Annotated in this window: 20 protein-coding genes and 1 tRNA gene; 4 read left to right on the top strand and 17 right to left on the bottom strand. The window is 57.9% G+C overall.

What is annotated here, in order from left to right; genetic code table 11:
• Window positions 1-17 precede the first annotated feature (17 nt).
• Complete coding sequence (locus tag F617_RS0111325; protein ID WP_019565359.1) at window positions 18-752, bottom strand: class I SAM-dependent methyltransferase; 735 nt, start codon at window positions 750-752, stop codon at window positions 18-20.
• Window positions 753-928: 176 nt separating this feature from the next.
• Here F617_RS0111325 and F617_RS0111320 point away from each other — a divergent pair, with 176 nt between their 5' ends.
• Window positions 929-2,143, top strand: a complete 1,215-nt coding sequence (locus tag F617_RS0111320) for an MFS transporter (RefSeq protein ID WP_003512255.1) — start codon at window positions 929-931, stop codon at window positions 2,141-2,143.
• Window positions 2,144-2,145: 2 nt separating this feature from the next.
• Here F617_RS0111320 and recO read toward each other — a convergent pair whose 3' ends face one another.
• The 11 genes from recO to rpoZ form a co-directional block, all read right to left on the bottom strand.
• The gene (gene recO, locus F617_RS0111315; RefSeq protein WP_019565358.1) at window positions 2,146-2,910 is read right to left on the bottom strand and encodes a DNA repair protein RecO; all 765 of its coding nucleotides are present in this window, start codon (window positions 2,908-2,910) and stop codon (window positions 2,146-2,148) included.
• 56 nt (window positions 2,911-2,966) lie between these two features.
• The gene (locus F617_RS0111310; protein ID WP_025592901.1) at window positions 2,967-3,344 is read right to left on the bottom strand and encodes a response regulator; all 378 of its coding nucleotides are present in this window, start codon (window positions 3,342-3,344) and stop codon (window positions 2,967-2,969) included.
• 136 nt (window positions 3,345-3,480) lie between these two features.
• Window positions 3,481-4,233 (bottom strand): Crp/Fnr family transcriptional regulator, encoded by a 753-nt coding sequence (locus F617_RS0111305; protein WP_003512249.1) that lies wholly within the window; start codon window positions 4,231-4,233, stop codon window positions 3,481-3,483.
• Between the two features lie 182 nt (window positions 4,234-4,415).
• Entirely contained in the window at window positions 4,416-5,366 is a 951-nt protein-coding gene (gene era, locus F617_RS0111300; RefSeq protein WP_013635798.1) for a GTPase Era, read from the bottom strand.
• A gap of 83 nt (window positions 5,367-5,449) precedes the next feature.
• Window positions 5,450-6,163 (bottom strand): ribonuclease III, encoded by a 714-nt coding sequence (rnc, locus tag F617_RS0111295; RefSeq protein ID WP_003512245.1) that lies wholly within the window; start codon window positions 6,161-6,163, stop codon window positions 5,450-5,452.
• Window positions 6,160-6,906 carry a signal peptidase I gene (gene lepB / locus F617_RS0111290; protein WP_003512243.1) on the bottom strand — a complete coding sequence of 249 codons (747 nt, stop codon included), beginning with the start codon at window positions 6,904-6,906 and terminating at the stop codon, window positions 6,160-6,162. Before lepB ends, rnc begins: the two co-directional genes overlap by 4 nt.
• A gap of 211 nt (window positions 6,907-7,117) precedes the next feature.
• Window positions 7,118-7,522 carry a holo-ACP synthase gene (acpS, locus tag F617_RS0111280; RefSeq protein ID WP_003512241.1) on the bottom strand — a complete coding sequence of 135 codons (405 nt, stop codon included), beginning with the start codon at window positions 7,520-7,522 and terminating at the stop codon, window positions 7,118-7,120.
• The gene (locus tag F617_RS0111275) at window positions 7,519-8,097 is read right to left on the bottom strand and encodes a DUF2062 domain-containing protein (RefSeq protein ID WP_003512239.1); all 579 of its coding nucleotides are present in this window, start codon (window positions 8,095-8,097) and stop codon (window positions 7,519-7,521) included. The genes acpS and F617_RS0111275 overlap by 4 nt, the downstream gene beginning before the upstream one ends.
• Window positions 8,098-8,543: 446 nt before the next feature.
• On the bottom strand, window positions 8,544-8,690 hold the full coding sequence (locus F617_RS26985) for a hypothetical protein (protein WP_003496944.1): 147 nt from the start codon (window positions 8,688-8,690) through the stop codon (window positions 8,544-8,546).
• A gap of 196 nt (window positions 8,691-8,886) precedes the next feature.
• Entirely contained in the window at window positions 8,887-11,121 is a 2,235-nt protein-coding gene (locus tag F617_RS0111265; protein ID WP_003512236.1) for a bifunctional (p)ppGpp synthetase/guanosine-3',5'-bis(diphosphate) 3'-pyrophosphohydrolase, read from the bottom strand.
• 132 nt (window positions 11,122-11,253) lie between these two features.
• Complete coding sequence (gene rpoZ / locus F617_RS0111260; RefSeq protein ID WP_003512234.1) at window positions 11,254-11,646, bottom strand: DNA-directed RNA polymerase subunit omega; 393 nt, start codon at window positions 11,644-11,646, stop codon at window positions 11,254-11,256.
• 391 nt (window positions 11,647-12,037) lie between these two features.
• On the opposite strand from rpoZ, the gene F617_RS0111255 reads away from it, so the two are divergent.
• Together F617_RS0111255 and F617_RS0111250 are read left to right on the top strand one after the other, a co-directional pair.
• Complete coding sequence (locus F617_RS0111255; RefSeq protein WP_013635795.1) at window positions 12,038-12,607, top strand: NYN domain-containing protein; 570 nt, start codon at window positions 12,038-12,040, stop codon at window positions 12,605-12,607.
• 224 nt (window positions 12,608-12,831) lie between these two features.
• The gene (locus F617_RS0111250; RefSeq protein WP_019565354.1) at window positions 12,832-14,331 is read left to right on the top strand and encodes a methyl-accepting chemotaxis protein; all 1,500 of its coding nucleotides are present in this window, start codon (window positions 12,832-12,834) and stop codon (window positions 14,329-14,331) included.
• 159 nt (window positions 14,332-14,490) lie between these two features.
• Here F617_RS0111250 and smpB read toward each other — a convergent pair whose 3' ends face one another.
• Both smpB and dapA read right to left on the bottom strand, forming a co-directional pair.
• Window positions 14,491-14,973 carry an SsrA-binding protein SmpB gene (gene smpB, locus F617_RS0111245; RefSeq protein WP_003512228.1) on the bottom strand — a complete coding sequence of 161 codons (483 nt, stop codon included), beginning with the start codon at window positions 14,971-14,973 and terminating at the stop codon, window positions 14,491-14,493.
• A 162-nt stretch (window positions 14,974-15,135) separates the two neighbouring features.
• The gene (dapA, locus tag F617_RS0111240; protein WP_019565353.1) at window positions 15,136-16,020 is read right to left on the bottom strand and encodes a 4-hydroxy-tetrahydrodipicolinate synthase; all 885 of its coding nucleotides are present in this window, start codon (window positions 16,018-16,020) and stop codon (window positions 15,136-15,138) included.
• A gap of 387 nt (window positions 16,021-16,407) precedes the next feature.
• Between dapA and F617_RS0111235 the strand changes: the two genes are divergently transcribed.
• Window positions 16,408-18,480 carry a lytic transglycosylase domain-containing protein gene (locus F617_RS0111235; RefSeq protein ID WP_026330790.1) on the top strand — a complete coding sequence of 691 codons (2,073 nt, stop codon included), beginning with the start codon at window positions 16,408-16,410 and terminating at the stop codon, window positions 18,478-18,480.
• A gap of 145 nt (window positions 18,481-18,625) precedes the next feature.
• Here the strand turns inward: F617_RS0111235 and F617_RS0111230 are convergent, their stop codons facing one another.
• The 3 genes from F617_RS0111230 to F617_RS0111215 form a co-directional block, all read right to left on the bottom strand.
• Window positions 18,626-19,672 carry a porin gene (locus tag F617_RS0111230; RefSeq protein ID WP_003512223.1) on the bottom strand — a complete coding sequence of 349 codons (1,047 nt, stop codon included), beginning with the start codon at window positions 19,670-19,672 and terminating at the stop codon, window positions 18,626-18,628.
• A gap of 606 nt (window positions 19,673-20,278) precedes the next feature.
• The gene (locus F617_RS0111225; protein ID WP_003512221.1) at window positions 20,279-21,319 is read right to left on the bottom strand and encodes a porin; all 1,041 of its coding nucleotides are present in this window, start codon (window positions 21,317-21,319) and stop codon (window positions 20,279-20,281) included.
• Between the two features lie 778 nt (window positions 21,320-22,097).
• Window positions 22,098-22,188, bottom strand: a tRNA-Ser gene (locus tag F617_RS0111215).
• Window positions 22,189-22,191: the final 3 nt, after the last annotated feature.

Here is a 22,191-nt window from a genome sequence, read left to right as displayed (position 1 = left end):
CATCTCACGATCTCGTATCAAGGCTTCTTCGCACCGACGATCAGGAAAATCGGACGGCGGTCTTCGTGTTTCATCTCCGGCCGCTCCGCCAGCAGGGCGGGATCGGGCCTCGGTTCCGCGAGCCGCGTGATCACAAAGCCTGAAGTCAGCAGGGCGTTGAGAATGCCTGACACCGTGCGGTGATATTTGACGACATCATCCGCCATCCAGTTGGAATGGCGCACGCCCTCGTTCTGATAGTTATCGAGCGGCCAGTGCAGTATTTCGCCATCTTCGCCGTAGAACCAGTCCTGTTTGTCCAGCGCCGTGAACACGGGATGCTCGATGGAAAAGACAAAGTCGCCGCCGGATTTCAACACGGAGAAAACTCTCGCGAATGCCGCATCGAGGTCGCGGACGTAGTGCAGAGCAAGTGAGCTCAGTACCAGATCGAAGCTTTCCGGCGCAAAATCGATGTCCTCGATCGCGGCGCGGCGATATTCGATGCCGGGGCCGCCGTTTATCTCGGCGGCGCGGCGCAGCATATTTTCCGACAGATCGACCCCGACGACATGCGCCGCGCCCTGCTCTACGGCATGGCGGCAATGCCAGCCAAAACCGCAACCGAGATCAAGAACGGTCTTGTCTTTCAGCGCTGGCAACATGGCGCGCAGCTCATGCCATTCGCCCGCCTGACGCAGCCCCTCCAGAGAGCGTGGCATGGCGCTGTAGCGCTCGAAAAACTGCTGGTCGTCGTAAATATTCTGCTTCATCGTTGCCTCACCTTGCCCGATGGCATTTCACCTGAGTGTCTCATCAATCGCACGAATAGTGCCGTCAAGAAAAGTTGCTAGTGGGGCAGCCTTGCAAAAGATAATATTCCTCTCATCAAAGGGGAATTTTGCGGCACAGCGTCCCACGGGGCGAGGTACTGCATCGGGAGAGTTTCATGTCGCAAGCCACACGCCAAACCATGCCCTGGGCGATCATCGTCGCCGGGTCGCTGATCGCGGTCATGACCTTCGGGCCACGCTCGGCGATGGGCTTTTTCCAGCTACCCATGCTGGCCGATACCGGCTGGGACCGCTCCACCTTCGGACTTGCCATGGCGTTTCAGAACCTGTTCTGGGGTCTAGGCCAGCCATTCTTCGGCGCCATCGCCGATAAATTCGGCACCGGCCGTGTGCTCGTGCTTTCCGGCTTTCTCTATGCGGCTGGCCTCATCTGCATGTCCTTCGGCACGTCGCCCTTCTGGCTGCATTTCGGTGGTGGCGTGCTTGTCGGGCTTGGCATTGCCGCTGGTTCGTTCAGCGTCATTCTTTCGGCCTTCGCGCGGCATGTTACGCCGCAGCAACGCTCGCTTGCCTTCGGCATCGGCACCGCGGCGGGATCGGCGGGCATGTTCCTGTTTGCGCCAATCAGCCAGGGCCTGATTTCCACCTATGGCTGGTCGGACAGTCTCGTCTGGCTTGCCGTGATGATGATGCTGGTGCCACTGCTGGCCTATCCGATGCGCGGCAATTCCTCGTCCGGCAGCCAGTCGCAGACGCAATTCAAGCAGACTGCAGGCGAGGCGCTGAGAGAAGCGCTCGGCCACAAGAGCTATCTGCTTTTGACCACCGGCTTTTTCGTCTGCGGTTTTCAGGTGGCCTTCATCACCGCGCATTTTCCGGCCTATCTCGGCGATATCGGCATCGAACCCCGCTATGCGGTCATCGCCATGGCGCTGATCGGCTTCTTCAACATCATCGGATCGCTTGCCGCCGGCGTCATTGCTCAGCGTTACTCGAAACCCTATCTGCTGGCCTATATCTATATCGCCCGCTCAATCGCCGTCACGGCTTTCCTGCTTCTGCCGCAAACGCCGCTTTCGGTCATCATCTTCGCGGCCGTGATGGGCATCCTGTGGCTTTCCACCGTGCCGCCGACCAATGCGCTGGTGGCGATCATGTTCGGCACGCGCCATCTCGGCATGCTGGGTGGCGTCGTATTCCTGTCGCATCAGATCGGCTCGTTCCTCGGTGTCTGGCTCGGCGGCTTCCTTTACGACAAGCTCGGCTCCTACGATCTCGTCTGGTGGCTCGGCGTCGGCATGGGTATTTTTGCGGCCATCGTGCATTGGCCTATTCAGGAACGACCCGCACCTCGGCCAGCAATGGCCTGAGGCTATACCGCCTTATCGAGCGCAGGCAGCATCGCCTTGCGCTCCAGTGCCTTCAACGCCGCCTGCACGAAACCGTCGCGGGCGGCGTTTTCATTGAGGCCGCGCGGATCATAGACATGCCGGTGGAGAAAATGGCCGGTCAGGCGAAAGGCTGCCGCGAGGCTGTCGCGATCGGCGGCCTTCGACTGACCTTCGCTCAGGAAAGCGGGAAGCGAAAGCATACGCGCCGCATAGGGCGCGCCCGCCGTACTACAGACCGCCCTGCCCGTTTTGGGCGATACATAGATTAGATCGGTGCGCAGGCCCGTTGCAGCGCATTCCGTGAGATCGAGGCCGAAACCAAGATCGTTGAGCACCGCCAGCTCGAACCGTACGAACAATTCGCCAGCATCGACCGGATCATGGAGATTGTCGAGAATGACGTCGAGCGCCTGATAGAGATGCGGATGCGGGTCACGCTCCGGCAGAAGCCGCAGCAGCGCGCCCATGGCCTGCACGCCATAAACGGCGGTTGCCGTTTCCATCAATTGCGCTGCCCGCAACTGCAAAGGCTCAATGCGGAATTCGCCGAGATGGTCGTCAAGCCGCGCCCGCCAGATCACATCCACCCGGTTTCCCGCCTGCAGCACCGGCTGCATGCTGCGGGAGCGCCCGCCGCGCACCATCCCCAGATGGCGGCCGCGCAAACGGGTCATCACCTCGGCGATGACGCTGGTCTCGCCATGACGCTTTACGCCGAGAATGATTGCCTCGTCCTGCCACTGCATGAAATCTGTCCGAATTCCGATTCAAGCCCGATCATAACCGATCTGACGGCGAAACGTTATTCTTTTACGGTGTCGCGCGCCGCAGCAACGAGCGTCGTCACGAAATCGGCGATTTCGTTTTCACCGAAAGGCTTGCCCAGCAGGGGCGCATGCACGAGATCTTCGGGAAAACCACTCGTGTCGCCATAACCGCTGACGAAACCGAAGGGAATTCCGTGATCGCGCAGGTGGCGGGCAAAATCGTAACTCTTGCCGTCGGAAAGGCTGACGTCGAGAAGCACGCAATCGGCGCCATCCCGCCCTAATGCGTCCTGTGCCTGCGCAAGTGTCGTCGCAATCGTGATGGTTTCAACGCCGATGGACTGGAGAACCGCCTCGACGTCAAGCGCCACCAGATATTCATCTTCAACGATGATGCAGCGTTGTGGCACCATGTTTCTTCTTCTTTCAACGTGAAGGGAACCAGACGGATTTGCGCCGCTGTCGCCAATGTGATTTTCAAGCGCCATGTCGACAGAGTTCGCAAATTACGGACCCAACGTCATTTAAAAAAGACATGTCGAAAAAAGATCAGATGAAGGGTCTTGGCCGCTTTTCATCGTTTTGCCAACCGGCAACATGGCTCAGTCCGGCATCGTCCAGCACCAGACAGCCCTTGTCCGTCCAGCGAATCAGACCGCGATCGACAAGCTTTCTCAAGGTCTTGTTGGTGTGGACGATGGAGAGGCCAAGCGTATCGGCAACGTGCTGCTGGGTCACCGGGATCGGCGTTTCGCCCTGCACGAGATTAACCGCCTTTGCCTTGCTGTAAAGGAACGCGATGAGATACGCGGCACGCTCGATCGCGGTGCGCCGGCCGATGCTGAGCAAGTGGTTGTCGAGCATGCGCTCCTCGCTTGCTGCAATCCACGTCAGGTCATAGGCAAGGGTCGGATGATCGGTGAAGAGGTTGTTGAGTCGCGAGCGTTCGAAGACACACAGCGTCACCGGCGACAGCGCCTCCACCGAATGCTGCATTTCCCCCATGACCGTGCCCTGCAGGCCGACGAGATCGCCTGGCATGACATAATTGAGGATCTGCCGCCTCCCGTCTTCCAGTGTTTTATAACGGAAAGCCCAGCCTTGAAGGACAGTGTAGAGATGGGCGCTGTGCGACCCTTCCATCAAAATGACGGAACCGCTTTCGACCGCCAGTTCCCCTGTCTTGAAACGGGAGACGAAATCCAGTTCGGAAGAGGAAAAGTCCCTGAAATGCGGCAGGTCGCGCAAGGGACAGTGCTGACACGGGGTGGTGGAAATTCCGTTCGGTTTTTTTGGCGACATGAATATCCATCATCGAAAAAAAGGTTGCGCCCAATCGTTTTGGAACAACCCACCCGAATGCATTCGGTTCCCGATAAAAGGTTGAAGATATTCAGAATGTTCGTTGTGTGCCGTTCCGTTTCCGGCCGGCACATCCACATTCCTGTGCCTGTCACAGGAATGTGGGCGGAACCGGATGTGCCTTATCCCCGCGGAAATTCCAGGCCCATTTCGCGGAAACGTTCGGGGTCGTCGCCCCAGTTTTCGCGAACCTTGACGAACAGGAAGAGGTGGACCGGCTGTTCGAGGATTTCAGACAGTTCCTTGCGCGAGGCGGTGGAGATCGCCTTGATCGCGTCGCCGTTCTTGCCGAGAGCGATCTTCTTCTGGCTGTCGCGCTCGACATAGATCACCTGCTCGATGCGCACGGAGCCGTCCTTGCGTTCTTCCCACTTCTCCGTCTCGACATGCGATGCGTAGGGAAGCTCCTGATGCAGACGCAGGAACAGCTTTTCGCGGGTGATTTCGGCGGCGAGCTGGCGCATCGGCAGATCGGAAATCTGGTCTTCCGGATAATACCACGGACCTTCCGGCAGGGTATCGACCAGATAATCCATAAGGTCTTCGCAGCCCGAGCCGTTGGTGGCCGAAATCATGAAGGTCCGGTCGAAGGTCACGTGCTCATTGGCGGCGGCAGCAAGCTTCAGCAGGTCTTCGCGCTTCACCTGGTCGATCTTGTTGAGGCAGAGGATTTTCTTCTGCGGAACATCCTTCAGCCCCTCGAGAATCGCTTCCGCGTCACCCTTCAGGCCGCGTTCGCTGTCGATCAGCAGCAGGATGAGATCCGCATCCTTCGCTCCGCCCCAGGCCGAGGTGACCATGGCGCGGTCGAGCCTGCGGCGCGGCTTGAAGATGCCGGGCGTGTCCATAAAAACAATCTGCGCATTTTTGTGAATGGCGATGCCGCGCATCACCGCGCGCGTCGTCTGTACCTTGTGGCTGACGATCGAAACTTTTGCACCCACCAGCCTGTTGACCAGCGTCGACTTGCCGGCATTGGTCGGGCCGATGAGAGCCACGAAGCCGGAGCGGGTCGGAAGGGCGATGTCTTCGCCGGCAACGGCGGGGTTTTCGTGATCGGTCATGATATCCATTCAAGGTCTAAGGTATTCAACATGCGGCCACAAGGCTCGCCATGCGCTCGATTTTAGCGCCACTATCTTTCGGTCGCTCAGTTCTAGGTGGAGCTTTTCTGCCAGACGCCTTCGCGTTCCAGCAATCTGGTTGCTGCCACCTGTTCGGCTGCGCGCTTGGAACGCTCGACGCCGGTTTCCGGCTTTACGCCGGGAATTTCCACCGTCACGGTGAAGCTGGGATCGTGATCCGGTCCGGAGCGATCGTCAACCCGATAAGCGGGCGTAACCGCAAATCTGGCATGCGCCCATTCCTGCAATTCAGTCTTGGCATCGCGCCGTCCGGCATCCACGCGCGTTGCGCGGCCCTGCCAGTATTTCAGAATGAACTTGCGGGATGCCTCCAGACCACCATCCAGATAGAGAGTGGCGATCAGGCTTTCGACCACATCGGCGCGCACGTTCAGCATCGCCTTGCCGGTCAGCTTCTTCACATCCGATCCGGTGCGAATGAAATTATGCAGGCCCATTTCGTCGCCGATAGCGGCGCAGGATTCGGCGCTGACAAGCTGGTTGAGGCGAACCGAAAGCTCACCTTCGCTGGCGTTGCGGAAGGTGGAGAACAACAGCTCGGCAACACAAAGGCCGAGAACGCGGTCGCCCAAAAACTCCAGCCGCTCGTAATTGCCCGCCGCAGCGGAACGGGCACTCGCATGGGTCAAGGCCCGGTCGAGCCGGGCCTTTTCCTTGAATTCATATCCGATCAACGCTTCGAGACGGGAAATCTCCGCAATCGACAGCGGCTTGGTCTTGCTCATCCCACAACCTTGAAGAGACGGTCCCAGCGCATGTTGGACGGCCAGTCCCAAATGCGGCTGAACGGCGTGTCATTGCCCAGCGAGAAGAAGATGACGCTGGCGCGGCCGATCAGGTTTTCTTCCGGCACGAAACCGACATCGAAACGGCTGTCGAGCGAGTTGTCGCGATTATCGCCCATCATGAAATAATGGCCTTCCGGCACCAGGAATTCGCGGGTGTTGTCGCCGCGCGAATCGGGCGACTGGTCGAGCGTGTCGAAGGTGACGCCATTATCGAGCGTTTCGCGGAACACCGGTACATTGGCGCCCGGATCGGCACGGTAATCGGAGGTGAAGGTGCCATCAGGCTGCTTCGGAACCGGCTGGCCGTTGATGAACAGCACGCCGTTCGTCACCTGGATGCGGTCACCCGGCAAGCCGACGAGACGCTTGATGTAATCCACTTCAGGATTGGGCGGCAGGCGGAAGACCACGACATCGCCACGCTTGGGCTTGCTGAATTCGAGGATACGGCCGGAAAACAGGTTCGGCGAAAAGGGCAGCGAATATTTCGAATAGCCGTAGGAGAACTTGTTGACGAAAAGATAGTCGCCTACCAGCAGCGTCGGCATCATCGAACCTGAAGGGATCGTGAAGGGCTGAAACAGCACGGTGCGGATGACCATGGCCAGCAGCAGCGCCTGAATGATGACCTTGACGTTTTCCCAGAGGGCGTTCTGCTTCTTTTCAGCTTTTTCGGACACTTAAAGACCTGCCTGATTGTTTACCGGTTCCTGCGATTTGACGGAGGCGTCCGGGCCGTTGTTGCTCGCGACTGCGGCGGGGTGAAGCAATTTTTCACGCAGCCAGCGACGCTTTCATATTTCTGCGACTTCTCTAGAACCTTTCCAGCCGGAAGGGAAGCGCTTCTGTCATACGCCTGCAAATAGGCCGCCAATGCGGCAGCCCCCAGTCTCAGTCGCTCACGGGAAGCGCCTCGATAATCACAAATGCCTGAGCGTAAGGGTAATCGTCCGTGATGGTCAGATGGATATTGGCGCGGTGACCGGCGGGCAGCATGGCCGCCAGCCTTTCTGCGGCACCGTTGGTGAGCGCCATGGTCGGCTTGCCGCCCGGCAGATTGACGACCCCCATGTCCTTCCAGAAAACGCCGTTCGCAAGGCCGGTTCCGAGCGCCTTGGAGCAGGCTTCCTTGGCGGCGAAACGCTTGGCGTAGGATGCCGCGCGGTTCTTGCGGCCATCGGACTTGGCGCGCTCGATATCGGTGAAACAGCGGTGCGTGAAACGTTCACCGAAACGGGTGAGCGAATGTTCGACGCGGCGGATATCGATCAGGTCGCTGCCCAATCCAAGGATCATTTCAACATCTCCAGAGACGCGTTTTTATTGGCGGCGCGATGCGCGAGATTTTCCATCTTGCGGCGCTGGAAACCGCTGATGAGGCTGTAGACGGTAATATAGGCGATGACCGCGCTCACGGCCGCGGGCAGAAGCGCACCGACGGTCATGGGTTCCAGCACCGGCCTCCATATCTGCCGGAATTCGAGGTGGCTGAACAGCGCAACGAAATCCACATGCGCAACCCCCGCCTCCTTCTGTCGTCCGAGCAGGAAATGCCCGAGTTCCCAGGTGGACGCCCAGATGAACGGAAATGTCAGGGGATTGGCGAAGGTGGTGCCGAGTGCTGCCGCAACGAGATTGACGCGCATGAGGAAACCGAGCGCCATGGCGATAATGATATGCACGCCGAGAAACGGTGTCCACGCCACGCCGATACCGAGCGCGACACCGGCGGCAATCGAATGCGGAGACGCAGACAACCGCAGGAGACGCAGCTTCATATAGCGCAGCGAACGGGTAAAACCCGTGCGCGGCCAAAAGAGGTCACGAATCTTCTCTGAAAAACCAACGGGTTCACGGCGGCGAAACGGCATGGGGGCAGTCTATTTCATCGCCCCGGCTGAGCCAAGAGCATCGTATACGACACGGGGATTTCTTTTGCAGGCATATTTTCCCCGTCATTCCGGCCTTTAGCTGGAATTCCGCCCACGCCACGTGGCACAACCGAGTATACGAACCTTGCCGAAGACTCTGACGTCATCCTCAGGCTTGTCCCGAGGATTTGCAATCGATTGATTGAATGCAAGGCTATCAGATCCCTGGGACGCGCCAAGGATGACGTCGAGGAAACAACCACCTCTCGCCGTCAAATTCGTTTCAAAAGCAGCGTGTCCTATCATTTAGACCGGACAGCGGTGAACGCCCGTTCGTAGCGCGCATTCACACAGCCTTAAGAGACACGAGAAGGAGCAGACCGACAACGGCCACCCACCTTCCAAGTCCCATACGCATGGCGAACGGCTGCCATGCGCTGAGTGCATTACCGGCGGAACAGGCCGCGGTCGATTTCGCGCTGGCGGAACTCGAGGTCGACATTCGACACGGAGCCGCTGAGATATTCGAATTCGCGTTCCTGGGTCGTCTTGCCACGAACTGCACGGGCGATCTTGCGAAGCGGAGTAAACATGATTTCATGTCCTTTCAGTTTGGAAATGGCGTTTCTCATCGGGGTAGGACCACCGGCACGCCGCGTTTTCCGTTTTCAATTTCTGAAAGGAAGATAGTCGCAAACCACATGCGCGACCAGAGACAGTAAAAGGCCGCTGCCATGCACTGAATGCATAACAGCGGCCTTTTGGAATGTGCGAATGATCAAAAATGCCTCAATCGAAGGCACGTTTGACAGTGGATACGCAATCGAGGTCTTTCAGCTGCGACAGCAGCTGGTTGAGTTGCCGTAAATCCCAGACTTCGACATCCAGCGCCAGTTCGGAAAAATCCGTGCCGATGCGGACCATATTCAGGGCGCGTATGTTGACATCCAGCGTTGCGATCGATTGCGCCACGGAGGCGAGCGTGCCGGGTTCGTTCAGCGCGTTGATCATCACCCGCGCCATGAAGCGCGACTTGTTCGCCTCATCAAGATCCCAGCGGACATCAATCCAGCGCTCCGGCTCATCGTCGAAACGCTGCAGCGCCGGCGCCTGAATGGGATAGATGGTGATGCCCTTGCCTTTTTCCATGATGCCGACGATGCGATCACCCGGAACGGCGCCGGCGGCACCAAAATGCACATCGACATTGCCGGAAAGGCCACGGATGGGCAGCGGGTCCGGTCCATCGAGCATTTCGGCTGCGCCATCGTCTTCCAGAACGGAGCGCGACTTTCCGGGGATCTTGAAGACCATACCGGAAGCGCTGCGCATGTTGAACCAGCCGTCGTCGCCGGTCATCTTCACAGTCACGCGCTCGTCCTGATAATCCGGATAGACTGCACGCAGCACGTCGAGCGAGGAGACCTCGCCGCGCCCGACGGCGGCGATAGCGTCTTCCACATCCTTCTGCGCCAGACGATGCAGCACGGGTTTTAGCGCGTCACGCGAGAAGGCCTTGCCGGCACGTTCGAAAGTGCGCTCCAGAATACGGTAACCGAGACCCGAATATTGCTTGCGAATGGCCATGCGCGTGGCGCGGCGGATGGCCGAGCGGGCCTTGCCCGTCACCACCACCTCTTCCCATGCAGCGGGCGGAACCTGCACGCCGGAGCGGATGATCTCCACCTCGTCGCCGTTGTTGAGCCGGGTCACAAGCGGCATGATCCGGCCGTTGATCTTGGCGCCAACTGTGGTGTCGCCGATATTGGTGTGCACCGCATAGGCGAAATCGATGGGCGTCGCGCCACGCGGCAGCGCAATCAGCTTGCCCTTGGGTGTGAAGCAGAACACCTGGTCCTGGAACAGTTCCAGCTTGGTATGTTCGAGGAATTCTTCCGGGCTGTCGCCTTCTGCCAGCGATTCGATGGTGTGGCGCAGCCAGGAATAGGCGTTGCTCTCCGGCGAGAGCAGATCGCCCTCCCCGTTTTCGCCGTCCTTATAGAGCGCATGGGCGGCAATGCCGAATTCGGCGATTTCGTGCATGCGCTTGGTGCGCAGCTGCAACTCAATACGCTGGCGCGAAGGGCCAACGATCGTGGTGTGGATGGAACGATAGTCGTTCTGCTTCGGCGTGGAGATATAGTCCTTGAAGCGACCGGGTACCACGCGCCAGCGGGTGTGGACGATGCCGAGCGCGCGGTAACAGGAGGGAATATCGTCCACCAGAATGCGGAAGCCGTAGACGTCGGACAGCTGCTCGAAAGAGAGCGATTTCGACTGCATCTTGCGGAACACCGAATAGGGCTTCTTCTGACGCCCCTTGACGCTGGCGCCGAGAAGGCCATTCGCCACGAGTAGCTCGCGCAGCTCGTCCTCGATCTTCTTGATGAGCCCTTCGTTGCGTGTTTCCAGTTCCTGAAGGCGGTTGGTCACCGTCTCATAGGCTTCCGGATTGAGGTAACGGAAGGACAGGTCCTCCAGCTCGTCGCGCATGTCCTGCATGCCCATGCGGCCGGCGAGCGGCGCATAGATTTCCATGGTTTCTTCGGAAATGCGGCTGCGTTTGTCCGCCGGCATATATTCCATGGTGCGCATGTTGTGCAGGCGGTCGGCCAGCTTCACCAGAAGAACGCGCACGTCGTCGGAAATGGCAAGCAGCAGCTTGCGCAGGTTTTCGGCCTGCTTGGCCTTGCGCGTGACGAGATCGAGTTTCTTGAGCTTGGTCAGCCCCTCCACCAGTCTGCCGATATCCTCACCGAACAGCTCGTCGATTTCAGCGCGGGTAGCGGTGGTGTCCTCGATCGTATCGTGCAGCAGCGCCACCGCGATGGTCGATTCGTCGAGATGCATTTCCGTCAGGATGGCGGCAACTTCCAGCGGATGCGAGATATAGGGGTCGCCATTGGCGCGCTTTTGCTGGCCATGTTTCTGCATTGCATAAACATAGGCCTTGTTCAGCAGGGCCTCATTCGCATCCGGTTTATATTTTTGAACCCGCTCAACGAGTTCGTATTGCCGCATCATGCGATATTCCACAAAAAGAAAGCGCGCCAACCTTGGGGTCGGCGCACAATGCTGCATCAATAGGGATCAGATTATGACGGCAAATATTGACAGACGGTAACCACCGCCTGCCAATGGCGTCATAAAGTCAGATCAATAGTCGTCATTTTTTTCCGGCGGCACAAGGCCTTCGATACCGGCCAGCAGTTCTTCTTCCGACATCTGGTCGAAAGTAACGGTTTCCGGCTGGTCGTCCTCTTCGCCATCGGCAGTAGCGGAGGCTGCCAGCGTAACCGGATCGGGCTCGGGCTCGTCCACTTCCACATGCTTCTGCAGCGAATGGATGAGGTCTTCCTTGAGGTCGTCGGGCGAGAGCATCTCGTCGGCGATTTCGCGCAGAGCGACGACCGGGTTCTTGTCGTTATCGCGGTCAACCGTGATGGACGAGCCCTGGGAAATCTGGCGCGCACGGTGGCTGGCGAGAAGGACCAGCTCGAAACGGTTGTCTACTTTATCAATGCAATCTTCAACTGTGACGCGGGCCATTGCCTGTCCTTTGCGAGTCGTAATGTCGTGGATCAGAGCGCCGTGCTTTCTTGAGGATGCACAAGGGATGCTCTAACCTATTGAATCTGCGCTTCGTGCCTTGCGAAAAACGCTTTGGATTCCTCGCGACGAAGCCTTCCAGCTTCCGATACAGCCATTGGCCGCGGAATTCAAGTTTTTCCTGTCTTTGGCGTCTTTTGGCACCTTATTGCCCTTGTTTGGCGTCTGATGAACAAAATGTCTAGAAGAATTGTCTTGGAATACGGGTGAAGTTACCTTACTTAAAACGCAACGGCGCTACGCAAAATTCGTTGATACGACATGATTTTTCGCATTTGCGACCGGAAATAAAAGCCAGATAATGGCCTTTCCAAAAAAGGAATGGGATGGAATGTTCGATCCACGGGAGAAAATTGCGCTCTTTATAGATGGAGCCAATCTTTATGCAGCATCTAAAAGCCTGGGGTTCGATATCGACTATCGCAAGCTTCTTAAGGCGTTTCAGAAGCGCGGATACCTGCTGCGCGCCTACTATTACACCGCATTGATCGAGGATCAGGAATATTCCTCGATCCGCCCTCTGATCGACTGGCTGGATTATAACGGCTACAAGGTCGTGACGAAGCCGGCGAAGGAATTCACCGACGCGCTCGGTCGCCGCAAGATCAAAGGCAACATGGATATCGAACTTGCTGTCGATGCCATGGAACAGTCAGAGACCGTCGATCATCTGGTTCTGTTTTCCGGTGACGGCGACTTCACAAAGCTGGTGGACGCGCTTCAGCGCAAGGGCCGCAAGGTTTCCGTGGTGTCCACCATGGCAACGCAGCCCGCAATGATCGCCGACGATCTGCGCAGGCAGGCAGATCACTTCATTGATCTCATGACCTTGAAGGCCGAAATCGGACGTGACCCGAACGAGCGCCCTGCCCGGCACGTCGAAAGCCCCGAAACGATCTGATCCCGGTTTTTAAGCCGCCGACCTAATGAGAACGCGTCCGTCTGCAAGGCGGGCGCGTTTTTGTTTGGCGCCACAACCGTGTATTCCTGCCGGAAAATTCCTCTTAAAATTAACAAACATCAAATTCGGCCAGTCAAAATTATATCTTGGTTAATTTTAGACGTGTCTAAATCACCCAACGGCACCAACGACATGATTTCGGTGTCAAATCAGGATGTTCAGACATGCATGGCCAAGTAAAAACCAATCAACAACTCGACGAAAGACTTAATTTTCTGGGGCTTGGCCAGGAGCAACGACAAAACCTTTCGGACATGAAGGGCGTCATTACAGGCTCTCTCGACGCCTCTCTCGATCGGTTTTATGCGAAGGCGCGCTCCGTGCCGGAGACGGCGAAATTCTTTGCAAGCGACGCGCATGTCCAGCATGCCAAAGGCATGCAGATGAAACACTGGGCAAGAATTGCCTCCGGCACCTTCAACTCGGACTATACCGATGCCGTGACGGCCATCGGCCGTACCCATGCAAGGCTGGGGCTGGAGCCGAGATGGTATATTGGCGGTTACGCGCTGATGCTTGATGGCATCGTCAAAGCCGTCGTCAATTCGGAACTGAAGGGCCTTTTCCAGGAAAAGAAGGCCAAGAAGCTGAACGACGCCCTGACGGTAACGATCAAGGCCGCCCTTCTCGACATGGACTATTCGATCTCCGTCTACCTCGACGTGCTTGCCGCCGAGCGGCTGAAGGTCGAGGAACAACAGGCGCAGATGAAGAGGGAGCAGGAGCACGTTCTCGAACTGCTCAACAACGCCCTGAACAAGCTGGCGAATGGCGACCTCACCTCCAGCATCAATGAAAAGACTGCACCGCAATTCGAGGGGCTGATTGCCAATTTCAACGCTGCGGTCGGCAATCTCGCGGGTGCATTCTCGCAGATCGTCGAGGAAGCCAACAAGATATCAGGCAATACGCGCGAACTGACATCGGCTACCGACGACATGGCCCGCAGAACGGAGCAGCAGGCAGCAGCCCTTGAGGAAACCGCCGCCGCCGTGGAGGAAATCACCACCATTTCCAAGCTTTCGGCGCAGCGCTCCGAAGAAGCCAAGGCCATCGTCGAAAGCTCGGCCGCCGAAGCGGCGCGGTCACGGGATGTGGTGACGGAAGCGGTAAAAGCGATGGGCGCCATCGAGGAATCGTCGCAGAAGATCACCCAGATCATTTCCGTCATCGACGAGATTTCGTTCCAGACGAACCTTCTGGCGCTGAATGCCGGTGTGGAAGCCGCGCGTGCCGGTGAAGCTGGCAAGGGTTTTGCCGTCGTCGCCCAGGAAGTGCGCGAGCTGGCACAGCGTTCAGCCAACGCCGCCAAGGAGATCAAGACCCTCATCACCAAATCCTCGGAGGATGTGATGCAGGGCGTATCGCTGGTCAATAAAACCGGGCAATCGCTGAATACGATCGGCAACAAGGTGGATCATATTCAGGAACATATCACGTCGCTGACCAAGGCGGCCCAGGAGCAGTCCGTCGGCATTCAGGAAATCAGCGCCGCCATCAACAGCATGGACAATCTGACCCAGAAGAATGCGGCCATGGTGGAAGAAACCAACGCGGCCACGCATAATCTGAGCGATGTGAGCGCCAATCTGGCGGCACTGGTCAGCCGGTTCAGCGTTTCGGCGTCCACGTCCTATGTGGAGCGGACTTACAGGGCGGCGTGAGAGCTGTCTATTCAAGAGGCGAAAGCATCCCCGCTCTCATTCCTGTGCTTGTCACAGCAATCTAGCCAGCCCAAATCCTTGGGCTGAAAAGAACTCTCTCGCCGCGCAGAAGCGCGGCGGCTTGATTCCTGCGACAAGTGCAGGAATGAGGGATGAGCTCTAGGCGTTGTTGCCCTTCAGCAGCCGCGACTTCTGCCGGTTCCAGTCGCGTTCCTTCTCCGTCTCGCGCTTGTCGTGCAGCTTCTTGCCCTTGGCCAGTGCCAGTTCCAGCTTCGCACGGCCCTTTTCGTTGAAATAGACCTTCAGCGGCACCAGCGTCATGCCTTCACGGTTGATGCCGGCGCGCAGACGGTTGATCTCGCGCTTGTTCAGCAGCAACTTGCGACGGCGGCGCGGCTCGTGGTTGAAGCGGTTGGCCTGCAGATATTCCGGCAGGTGGGAATTGATGAGCCAGATTTCATCGCCCTCGTCCGATGCGTAGGACTCGGCGATATTAGCCTTGCCTTCGCGCAGCGCCTTGACCTCGGTGCCGGTCAGCACCAAACCCGCCTCATAGGTGTCGATGATTTCGTAGTTGAAACGAGCCTTGCGGTTTTCCGCAACGATCTTGTTCACCACGCGCTGGCTGCCTTTGGGGGCCATGATATTTCAATCCCTTGTTTTTCTTATTGCGCCTGCGGCTTGTCCGCCACGAGCGGTTTTCACGTTTCTATTTAGTATCGTCGTTACGAAAAGAAAAGGCGCGCGAACCGGCTTCTGTCGCGAAGCAGTCCCATTGCGCGCCTTTCGGGTTTCAGGTGTCCGTCAGTTCATCAGGCCGGCATGCTTCAGTGCCGCGTCGATTGCCGCTTCCGTTGCCGGTTCCAGCGTGCTCATCAACGGCGAGCGGACCTTCCGGTTGCCGCCACGGGTCTTCGAAAGCGCATATTTTGTGCCGCACACACCAGGTTCCATGAAGATGGCCCGGTGCAGAGGCATCAGGCGGTCCTGATACTCCAGCGCCTTGGCGTAGTCGCCTGCAAGCATGGCCGCCTGGAATTCGGAACAGAGGCGTGGCGCAACATTGGCGCTGACCGAAATGCAGCCGACGCCGCCATGGGCGTTGAAGCCGAGTGCCGTGCCATCTTCGCCGGACAGCTGGATGAAATCCTTGCCGCAGGAAATCCGCTGTTCGGAGACGCGGTCGAGCTTGCCCGTCGCATCCTTGACGCCGACGATGTTCCTGTGCGCCTTCACAAGCGCACCCATGGTTTCCGGCGACATATCCACCACCGAGCGCGGCGGGATGTTATAGATGACGATCGGCAGTTTCACCGCTTCCGCAACTGCGGAAAAATGGGCGAAAAGCCCCTTCTGCGTCGGCTTGTTGTAATAGGGGGTGACCACCAGCAGCGCATCCGCGCCGGCATCCTGCGCGTGCAGGGCAAGTTCTATCGCTTCATCGGTATTGTTGGAGCCAGCGCCCGCGATGACCGGAACCCGTTTCGCCGCTACCTCGATGCACAGCTCGACCACACGTTTGTGCTCGTCATGGGACAGGGTTGGAGATTCCCCCGTCGTGCCCACAGGCACAAGTCCGTTGCTGCCTTCGGCAATCTGCCATTCCACATGGGCGGCAAATGCCTGTTCGTCCACGGCACCATTGTCCGTGAACGGGGTAATGAGGGCGGGAATTGATCCCTTGAACATACAAAGCTCCTGGCGCCGAGCCGGTTCATGCTTCGGCCGCATTCGATGGTTAAAACCGGCACACATTAGTGCCAGCCCTTGGCGCCGACAAGCGCAAAGGCAGCCTATTTTGTCCGAAATTGTCGGAAGTGTGACAGTCGCGGAAGCTCACGCGGCAGGCAAAAAACGAGGCGGTGGAATTTTACGCCGCTCGCAGACCGGTGAATAAAAGTTGATTGGAGTGCCGAGCGGAAAGTAAGGTTTCGTTAAGCACAGTCTCCGTAGATTCCAGAGCGGGATCTGAGGCGAAACTCATAGGTGCAACGCACTGGCGCATTTCGCAATCCCGCTGCAATGAAACGACAATACAAGAAGGTCGATTGTTTCCGTCCAGTGATGAAGAGCGGTATGAAAAAGACAGTTTGGGGATTGATGGCGGCAGGTCTTGCCGCGACCGTTTGGAACGCGCTGGCCGGCCCCGTGCCGGAAGCTGCCGTGCCGCTTCCCTATGTGAAGCCGAATGCGCCTGCTCTTCCCGCCTTCATGCCGGCCTCGCCCGAAATTACCGGCGCCATACCACGCCTTAACCGGCCTGACGATGCGAGCCAGCTTAAAGCCGGACTGGATGCGCTTTCCAGCCGCGACACGACACGCGCCATCGCCCTTCGCAACGCCATGCAGACAGGCAGTCTCGACCGGCATATTCTTACCTGGGCGATTGCCATTTCCGGGCAGAAGGACGTGCCTTCCGCCGAAATCACTACAGCCCAGAGCGAACTGGCGGGGTGGCCGGGTGCGGCGACGCTGCGCGCCAATTCCGAAAAGGCGCTTTACCGCGAAAATCCACCGGCACCCCAGGTGCTCGCCGCTTTTGGCAGCGGCCGGCCGGAAACAGCCGAGGGCACCGTTGTGCTGGCCAAGGCCCTCACCTCTTCCGGCAAAGCTTTGGAAGCACAACGCCTCATTCGCCAGCTCTGGGTGAGCGAAGGCATGGACAAGGACATGGAAGACCGTGTTCTTGCCGAGTTCCCCACTTATCTGACGCCCGCCGACCACAAGGCGCGGATGGATTATCTGATGTATCGCAGCCGAATCGGCCAGGCGAAACGTTTCGGTGATCTCGGCAAGGCGCAATCGCTCTACAATGCCTGGGCCGCCGTGCTGCAGCGCTCAGGCAATGCCGTGGCGCTGCTGGGCAAGGTTGACGCCAACTTGCGCAGCGACCCTGCTTTTCTCTTCGCGCGCATCGAAAATCTGCGCAACCAGCAGAAATATCCGGAAGCCGCAGCACTTTTAAAGCAGGCGCCGAAGGACACGGCAAAACTCGTCAATCCCGGCGAGTGGTGGAACGAGCGGCGAATCATCGCGCGCGGCGTCGCCGATCTCGGCGATTTTGCCGAAGCCTATCGCATCGTCGCCAATCATTCGGCCACATCAGCCGTCGATGTTGCCGATGCGGAATTCCATGCCGGCTGGTACGCGTTGCGGGCACTGCGCGATCCCGCCACGGCCTCACGCCACTTCAACACCCTTTTGCAGACCTCGAACCGGCCACTTTCCGCCTCGCGGGCCTATTATTGGCTGGGGCGGGCGGCGGAAGTGGGCGGGCCGGGCAATGCCCGCGATTTCTTCACCAAGGCGGCTGCCCATTCCGGCACCTTTTACGGCCAGCTTGCTGCCGCACGAATCGATGCAAAGACGCTGAACGTCACATACCCTGCTCCGAGCGCTGCCGACCGTGAACGATTTGCCGGCCGCGAAGCCGTGCGGGCCATCGACAGGCTGGAAGCCGCAGGCTACGGCTGGCGGGCCGACAGCCTCTACAGGTCATTGGCAGATCAGCTCGACAGCCCGGGCGAGCTTGCCATTCTGGCAGCAAGGGCAGAGGGCAACGGCAACCATCAGGTATCACTGCAAATCGGCAAGACGGCCTTCAGCCGCGGCATCGATGCGGCCGCCCTTGCCTATCCGCTCGGTGTCATTCCCGCCAGTGCCAATATTGCCGGCTCCGGCAAGGCGCTTGCCTATGCAATCGCCCGGCAGGAAAGCGCCTTCAACCCGGCCGCCGTCTCCGCTGCGAATGCTCGCGGTCTGCTGCAATTGCTGCCGGGAACCGCCAAGGGCGTGGCCGGACGCCACGGCCTGCCCTACACTCAGGCGATGCTGACCAGCGACGCCGGATATAACGCCACGCTCGGCGCACATTATCTCGGCGAACAGATCGACAGTTTCGGCGGCTCCTACATCCTCACCTTCATCGCCTATAATGCCGGCCCGAAACGTGTGCCGGAATGGATCGCCCGTTATGGCGATCCGCGCGGCAAGCCGATCGACGATGTCGTGGACTGGATCGAGCGCATCCCCTTCCCCGAAACCCGCAATTACGTGCAGCGGGTGATGGAGAATTATCAGGTCTACAAGACGAGGCTTGGACAACAGGCCGATATTGTCGATGACCTGCGTCATGGCCGGGCGGGATAGAAGACCGGTTCATCAGTTGACTACTGTCAAAATATCAAAGCACCGGCAGGCCCGGTGCTTTTTTTGTTTTCAGGATTTACCGCACTCAAACGAAAAAGCCCGGCTCGAGAGCCGGGCTTTCCATCACTGACAATGTCAGATCAGATTAGAACGAACGCTGCAGACGAACGAAACCGGTGACCTGATCGTCAGCGCCATCTTCGTCGTAGTAGTTTGCGGTAACCTTGGTGCTCAGACCTTCGGTGATCTTGTAGTCAACCGTCAGACCAGCGGTCCAGGCATCACGGTCACCAACGAAGTCACCATCAACCGGGTTGACGTCGAGCTTGCTCAGATATTCGAAGCCGGGTGTGATGGTCAGGCGGTCGGTAGCCTTGACAGCATACTCAACAGCAACAGCCCATTCAGACTTTGCGTAGTAAGCGTTGTCACCCGAAGCCCATACACCTGCGAGGCCGAACGTGCCCGGACCAACGTCTGCGAACAGGATGCCGCGCACAGCAACGTTCTCGGCATCGAAGTCGTAGCTGGCAATCAAGTTGGCAGAAACTGCGCCGAACTTGCCGCCGATCATGCCACCGATACCTACGTTGTTATCCGGATCGTAACGAAACTGACCGAACTGGCCTTCAAGCTCGTCAACCGAGATAGCAGCCTGGAAAGAACCTGCATCGTAGGTGTACTTGATCGAGTTGAACAGGGTGTTCGTGGACAGAATGTCGGTTTCGCCATTCAGATCGTCGTCCCACCAGCTGTAGAACTTACCGACCTTCAGGCCGCCGAGTTCGATGAAGGCCTGGTCAACGAAAACGCTGGAACCAGAAGCAGTACCGTTGTCGGCATTGCCACGGAAGCCGATGAAGCCACGCAGAGCGCCGAGTTCGGTGTCGGTGCGTGTGTCGATTTCGAACTGAGCGCGCGTGAACGAATCCCAGTCAGACGTGCCGCCAGCAGCGGTGCCTGCGCTTGAACCGTTACCACGATTAAAGTCGGTCTGGAAACGGATGTAACCGCCGAACTTCAGGCAGGTTTCGGTGCCGGGGATGTAGAAGAAGCCGGTGCCGAAAGCGTCGCAAACGCGAACGTATTCCAGGGGCTCAGGCTCAGCAGCGACGATAGCGTCGGCAGCGTGAGCGCCGGATACTGCTGCGAGAGCCGCAGCGGAGCCGATCAAAAGGCTCTTGATGTTCATGGTTGACCTCCAGTCAAACGCTTAATCTTCTAAGCAGCGAGTGGGAAACACAAATCGATGCGTGCCGCTTATGGAGATGATTAGAGCCAAAACCGGCCGGACAGGCAATCGCAATCGTGACAAAAGGAAGACAGTAAGGTGCCCTTAGTTTTGCATTGTTGCGAAATAGCTACAATTCTAATTTCCCCAACTCCAATTCTTAATGAGTCGTTAATTTCTTATTTATTTCACATACTTACGAGGAATGGCAAAATTTCCTCGCGAGCTAGACTCGGCCCGCAAGCAGGATATCGACGCAATCAGGCCACGCGAACTTGTCAAAAGAGCGATTTACAGGGCTGTAGATTCGGACACGCTCGGCGCTCGGAACCGCCTCACCGCCCCGCTTGATGTATATTGCGCCCAAGCAAGAGATGCTGGACGAATCGGCAGCCATGGACGCCGTCTGACGTCAGTCAGAGAAAATGGACTCAGCGCCGCAGTCGATCGTGGCTGACCACGTTTGCAGTGATGCTTCACACGCGCCTTCCGAGGGCAGATTGAGAAAAAAATGAAAAAGCCCGGCTCAAGAGCCGGGCTTTCCTTCACTGACAATGTCAGATCAGATTAGAACGAACGCTGAAGGCGCACGAAACCGGTAACCTGGTCGTCACGGTTGTCGATGTCAACGTAGTTAACAGCGATCTTCGTGGAGAGGCCCTGGGTGATCTTGTAATCAACCGTCAGACCAGCCTTCCAGCCGTCGTCGTTCGAGAAGTCGTCGAAGGAAACGAGGCCGTAGTTGCCATAGTACTGCGCGCCGGGGGTGATCGTCAGCTTTTCAGTTGCCTTGATGGCATATTCAGCTGCAACTGCCCACTCGGAGACGTTGTAGTAAGCGTTTGCGCCAGAAGCCCAAACACCGGCCAGACCGAGCGTGCCCGGACCAACGTCAGCCGTTGCGATCAGGCGAACGGAGCCGTTTTCGCGGTCGGTGTCGTAGCCGCCGATGAGCTGGAAGGAAGCAGCGCCGAGCTTGGCGCCAACGCCGAGAGCAACACCAACGTTGTTGTCGGATTCGTTGAACGGACCAACAGAGATGCCTTCGAGTTCGTCAACCGAAGCGCCTGCCCAGAACGAGCCAGCGTCGTAGGTGTAACGAATGGAGTTGAACAGAGCGTTGGAAGACAGCTCGTCCGTTTCGCCAGAAAGGCCATCGTCCCACCAGCTGTAGAACTTACCGACCTTCAGGCCGCCGAGTTCGATGAAGGCCTGGTCAACGAAAACGCTGGAACCAGAAGCAGAACCGTTGTCGGCATTGCCACGGAAGCCGATGAAGCCACGCAGAGCACCGAGTTCGGTGTCGGTACGGGTGTCAACTTCGAACTGAGCGCGCGTGAAAGCGTCCCAATCAGACGTGCCGCCGTTGTTGGTGCCAGCGCTCGTGCCGTTACCATTCTTGAAGTCTACCTGGAAACGAACGTAACCCTGGAACTTCAGGCAGGTTTCGGTGCCGGGGATGTAGAAGAAGCCGGTGCCGAAAGCGTCGCAAACGCGAACGTATTCCAGGGGCTCAGGCTCAGCAGCGACGATAGCGTCGGCAGCGTGAGCGCCGGATACTGCTGCGAGAGCCGCAGCGGAGCCGATGAGAAGGCTCTTGATGTTCATGATTGACCTCCAGTCAAAGTTTTTAAGTGGGTCTGGGTACTTTTGCCGAAGGACAGCATTCCCTGCCCCATTCCCGTGTTCTTAGAAGCCAAACGATCCACCGCCTCGCTTCTGGTCGTGAAAATACAAAAGGTTTCGCCGCTTGCAATCGCCAACATCCGATAAAGCGCATTTACGTACATGCTTCATTTCGGTTTGTTGCGGAAACAGCACACAGTGGGCACACGGCCCACAGGCGGCTTTACCATGCGTTAAGAAATGACTTGAAAATCCGTTAGTTAGCGCGGTTAACAAGGTCTTTCTAAACTATAGGCCTTTTCGGAGATCCCTTGCCCCGCAGGGGAAGGACGACGGAAACTTTTGCCCCGTTCCGGCCCCACACTTAGTATGGCTCCCCGGTGCGCACATAGAAACAACAGTGAAACCCGAGCGGTTCGCCACCGATTCCCCGATCAACGATTCGGCTCGCAGGCTCCGGCACTTCAATTCTTTGGCCGATTGCGTCAGCAAGCATTACGGGACGAGTCGCGAAAACGGCGCGGAATACGAGTGTGTGTCACTTGGGTACAGAGTGCTTTATAACTGCCTGCAAGAAACGAGGGGCAGAATCGAGTCGGCCCATTAGCTCTCTCCACTATCATCCGGTTTATCGCAGGGGTCCGGCGTTTCGCGAAACGTGCTGAAGAACGAACTGGCATGCGGAAACGCATGCTTTGGGTGTCTGCTTGGAAGAAGTAGCTTTTTAGGGAGGTTTATAATTTCAGGCTGCGTGCCGAAATGGCGGAGAGGATGGGATTCGAACCCACGATACGCTTTTGACGTATACTCCCTTAGCAGGGGAGCGCCTTCGACCACTCGGCCACCTCTCCGGT

The organism is Agrobacterium sp. 10MFCol1.1, from assembly GCF_000381165.1.
Taxonomy (GTDB): domain Bacteria; phylum Pseudomonadota; class Alphaproteobacteria; order Rhizobiales; family Rhizobiaceae; genus Agrobacterium; species Agrobacterium tumefaciens.
The sequence above is the reverse complement of the archived record's forward strand: the minus strand, read 5'-3'. Positions and strand labels throughout refer to the sequence as shown.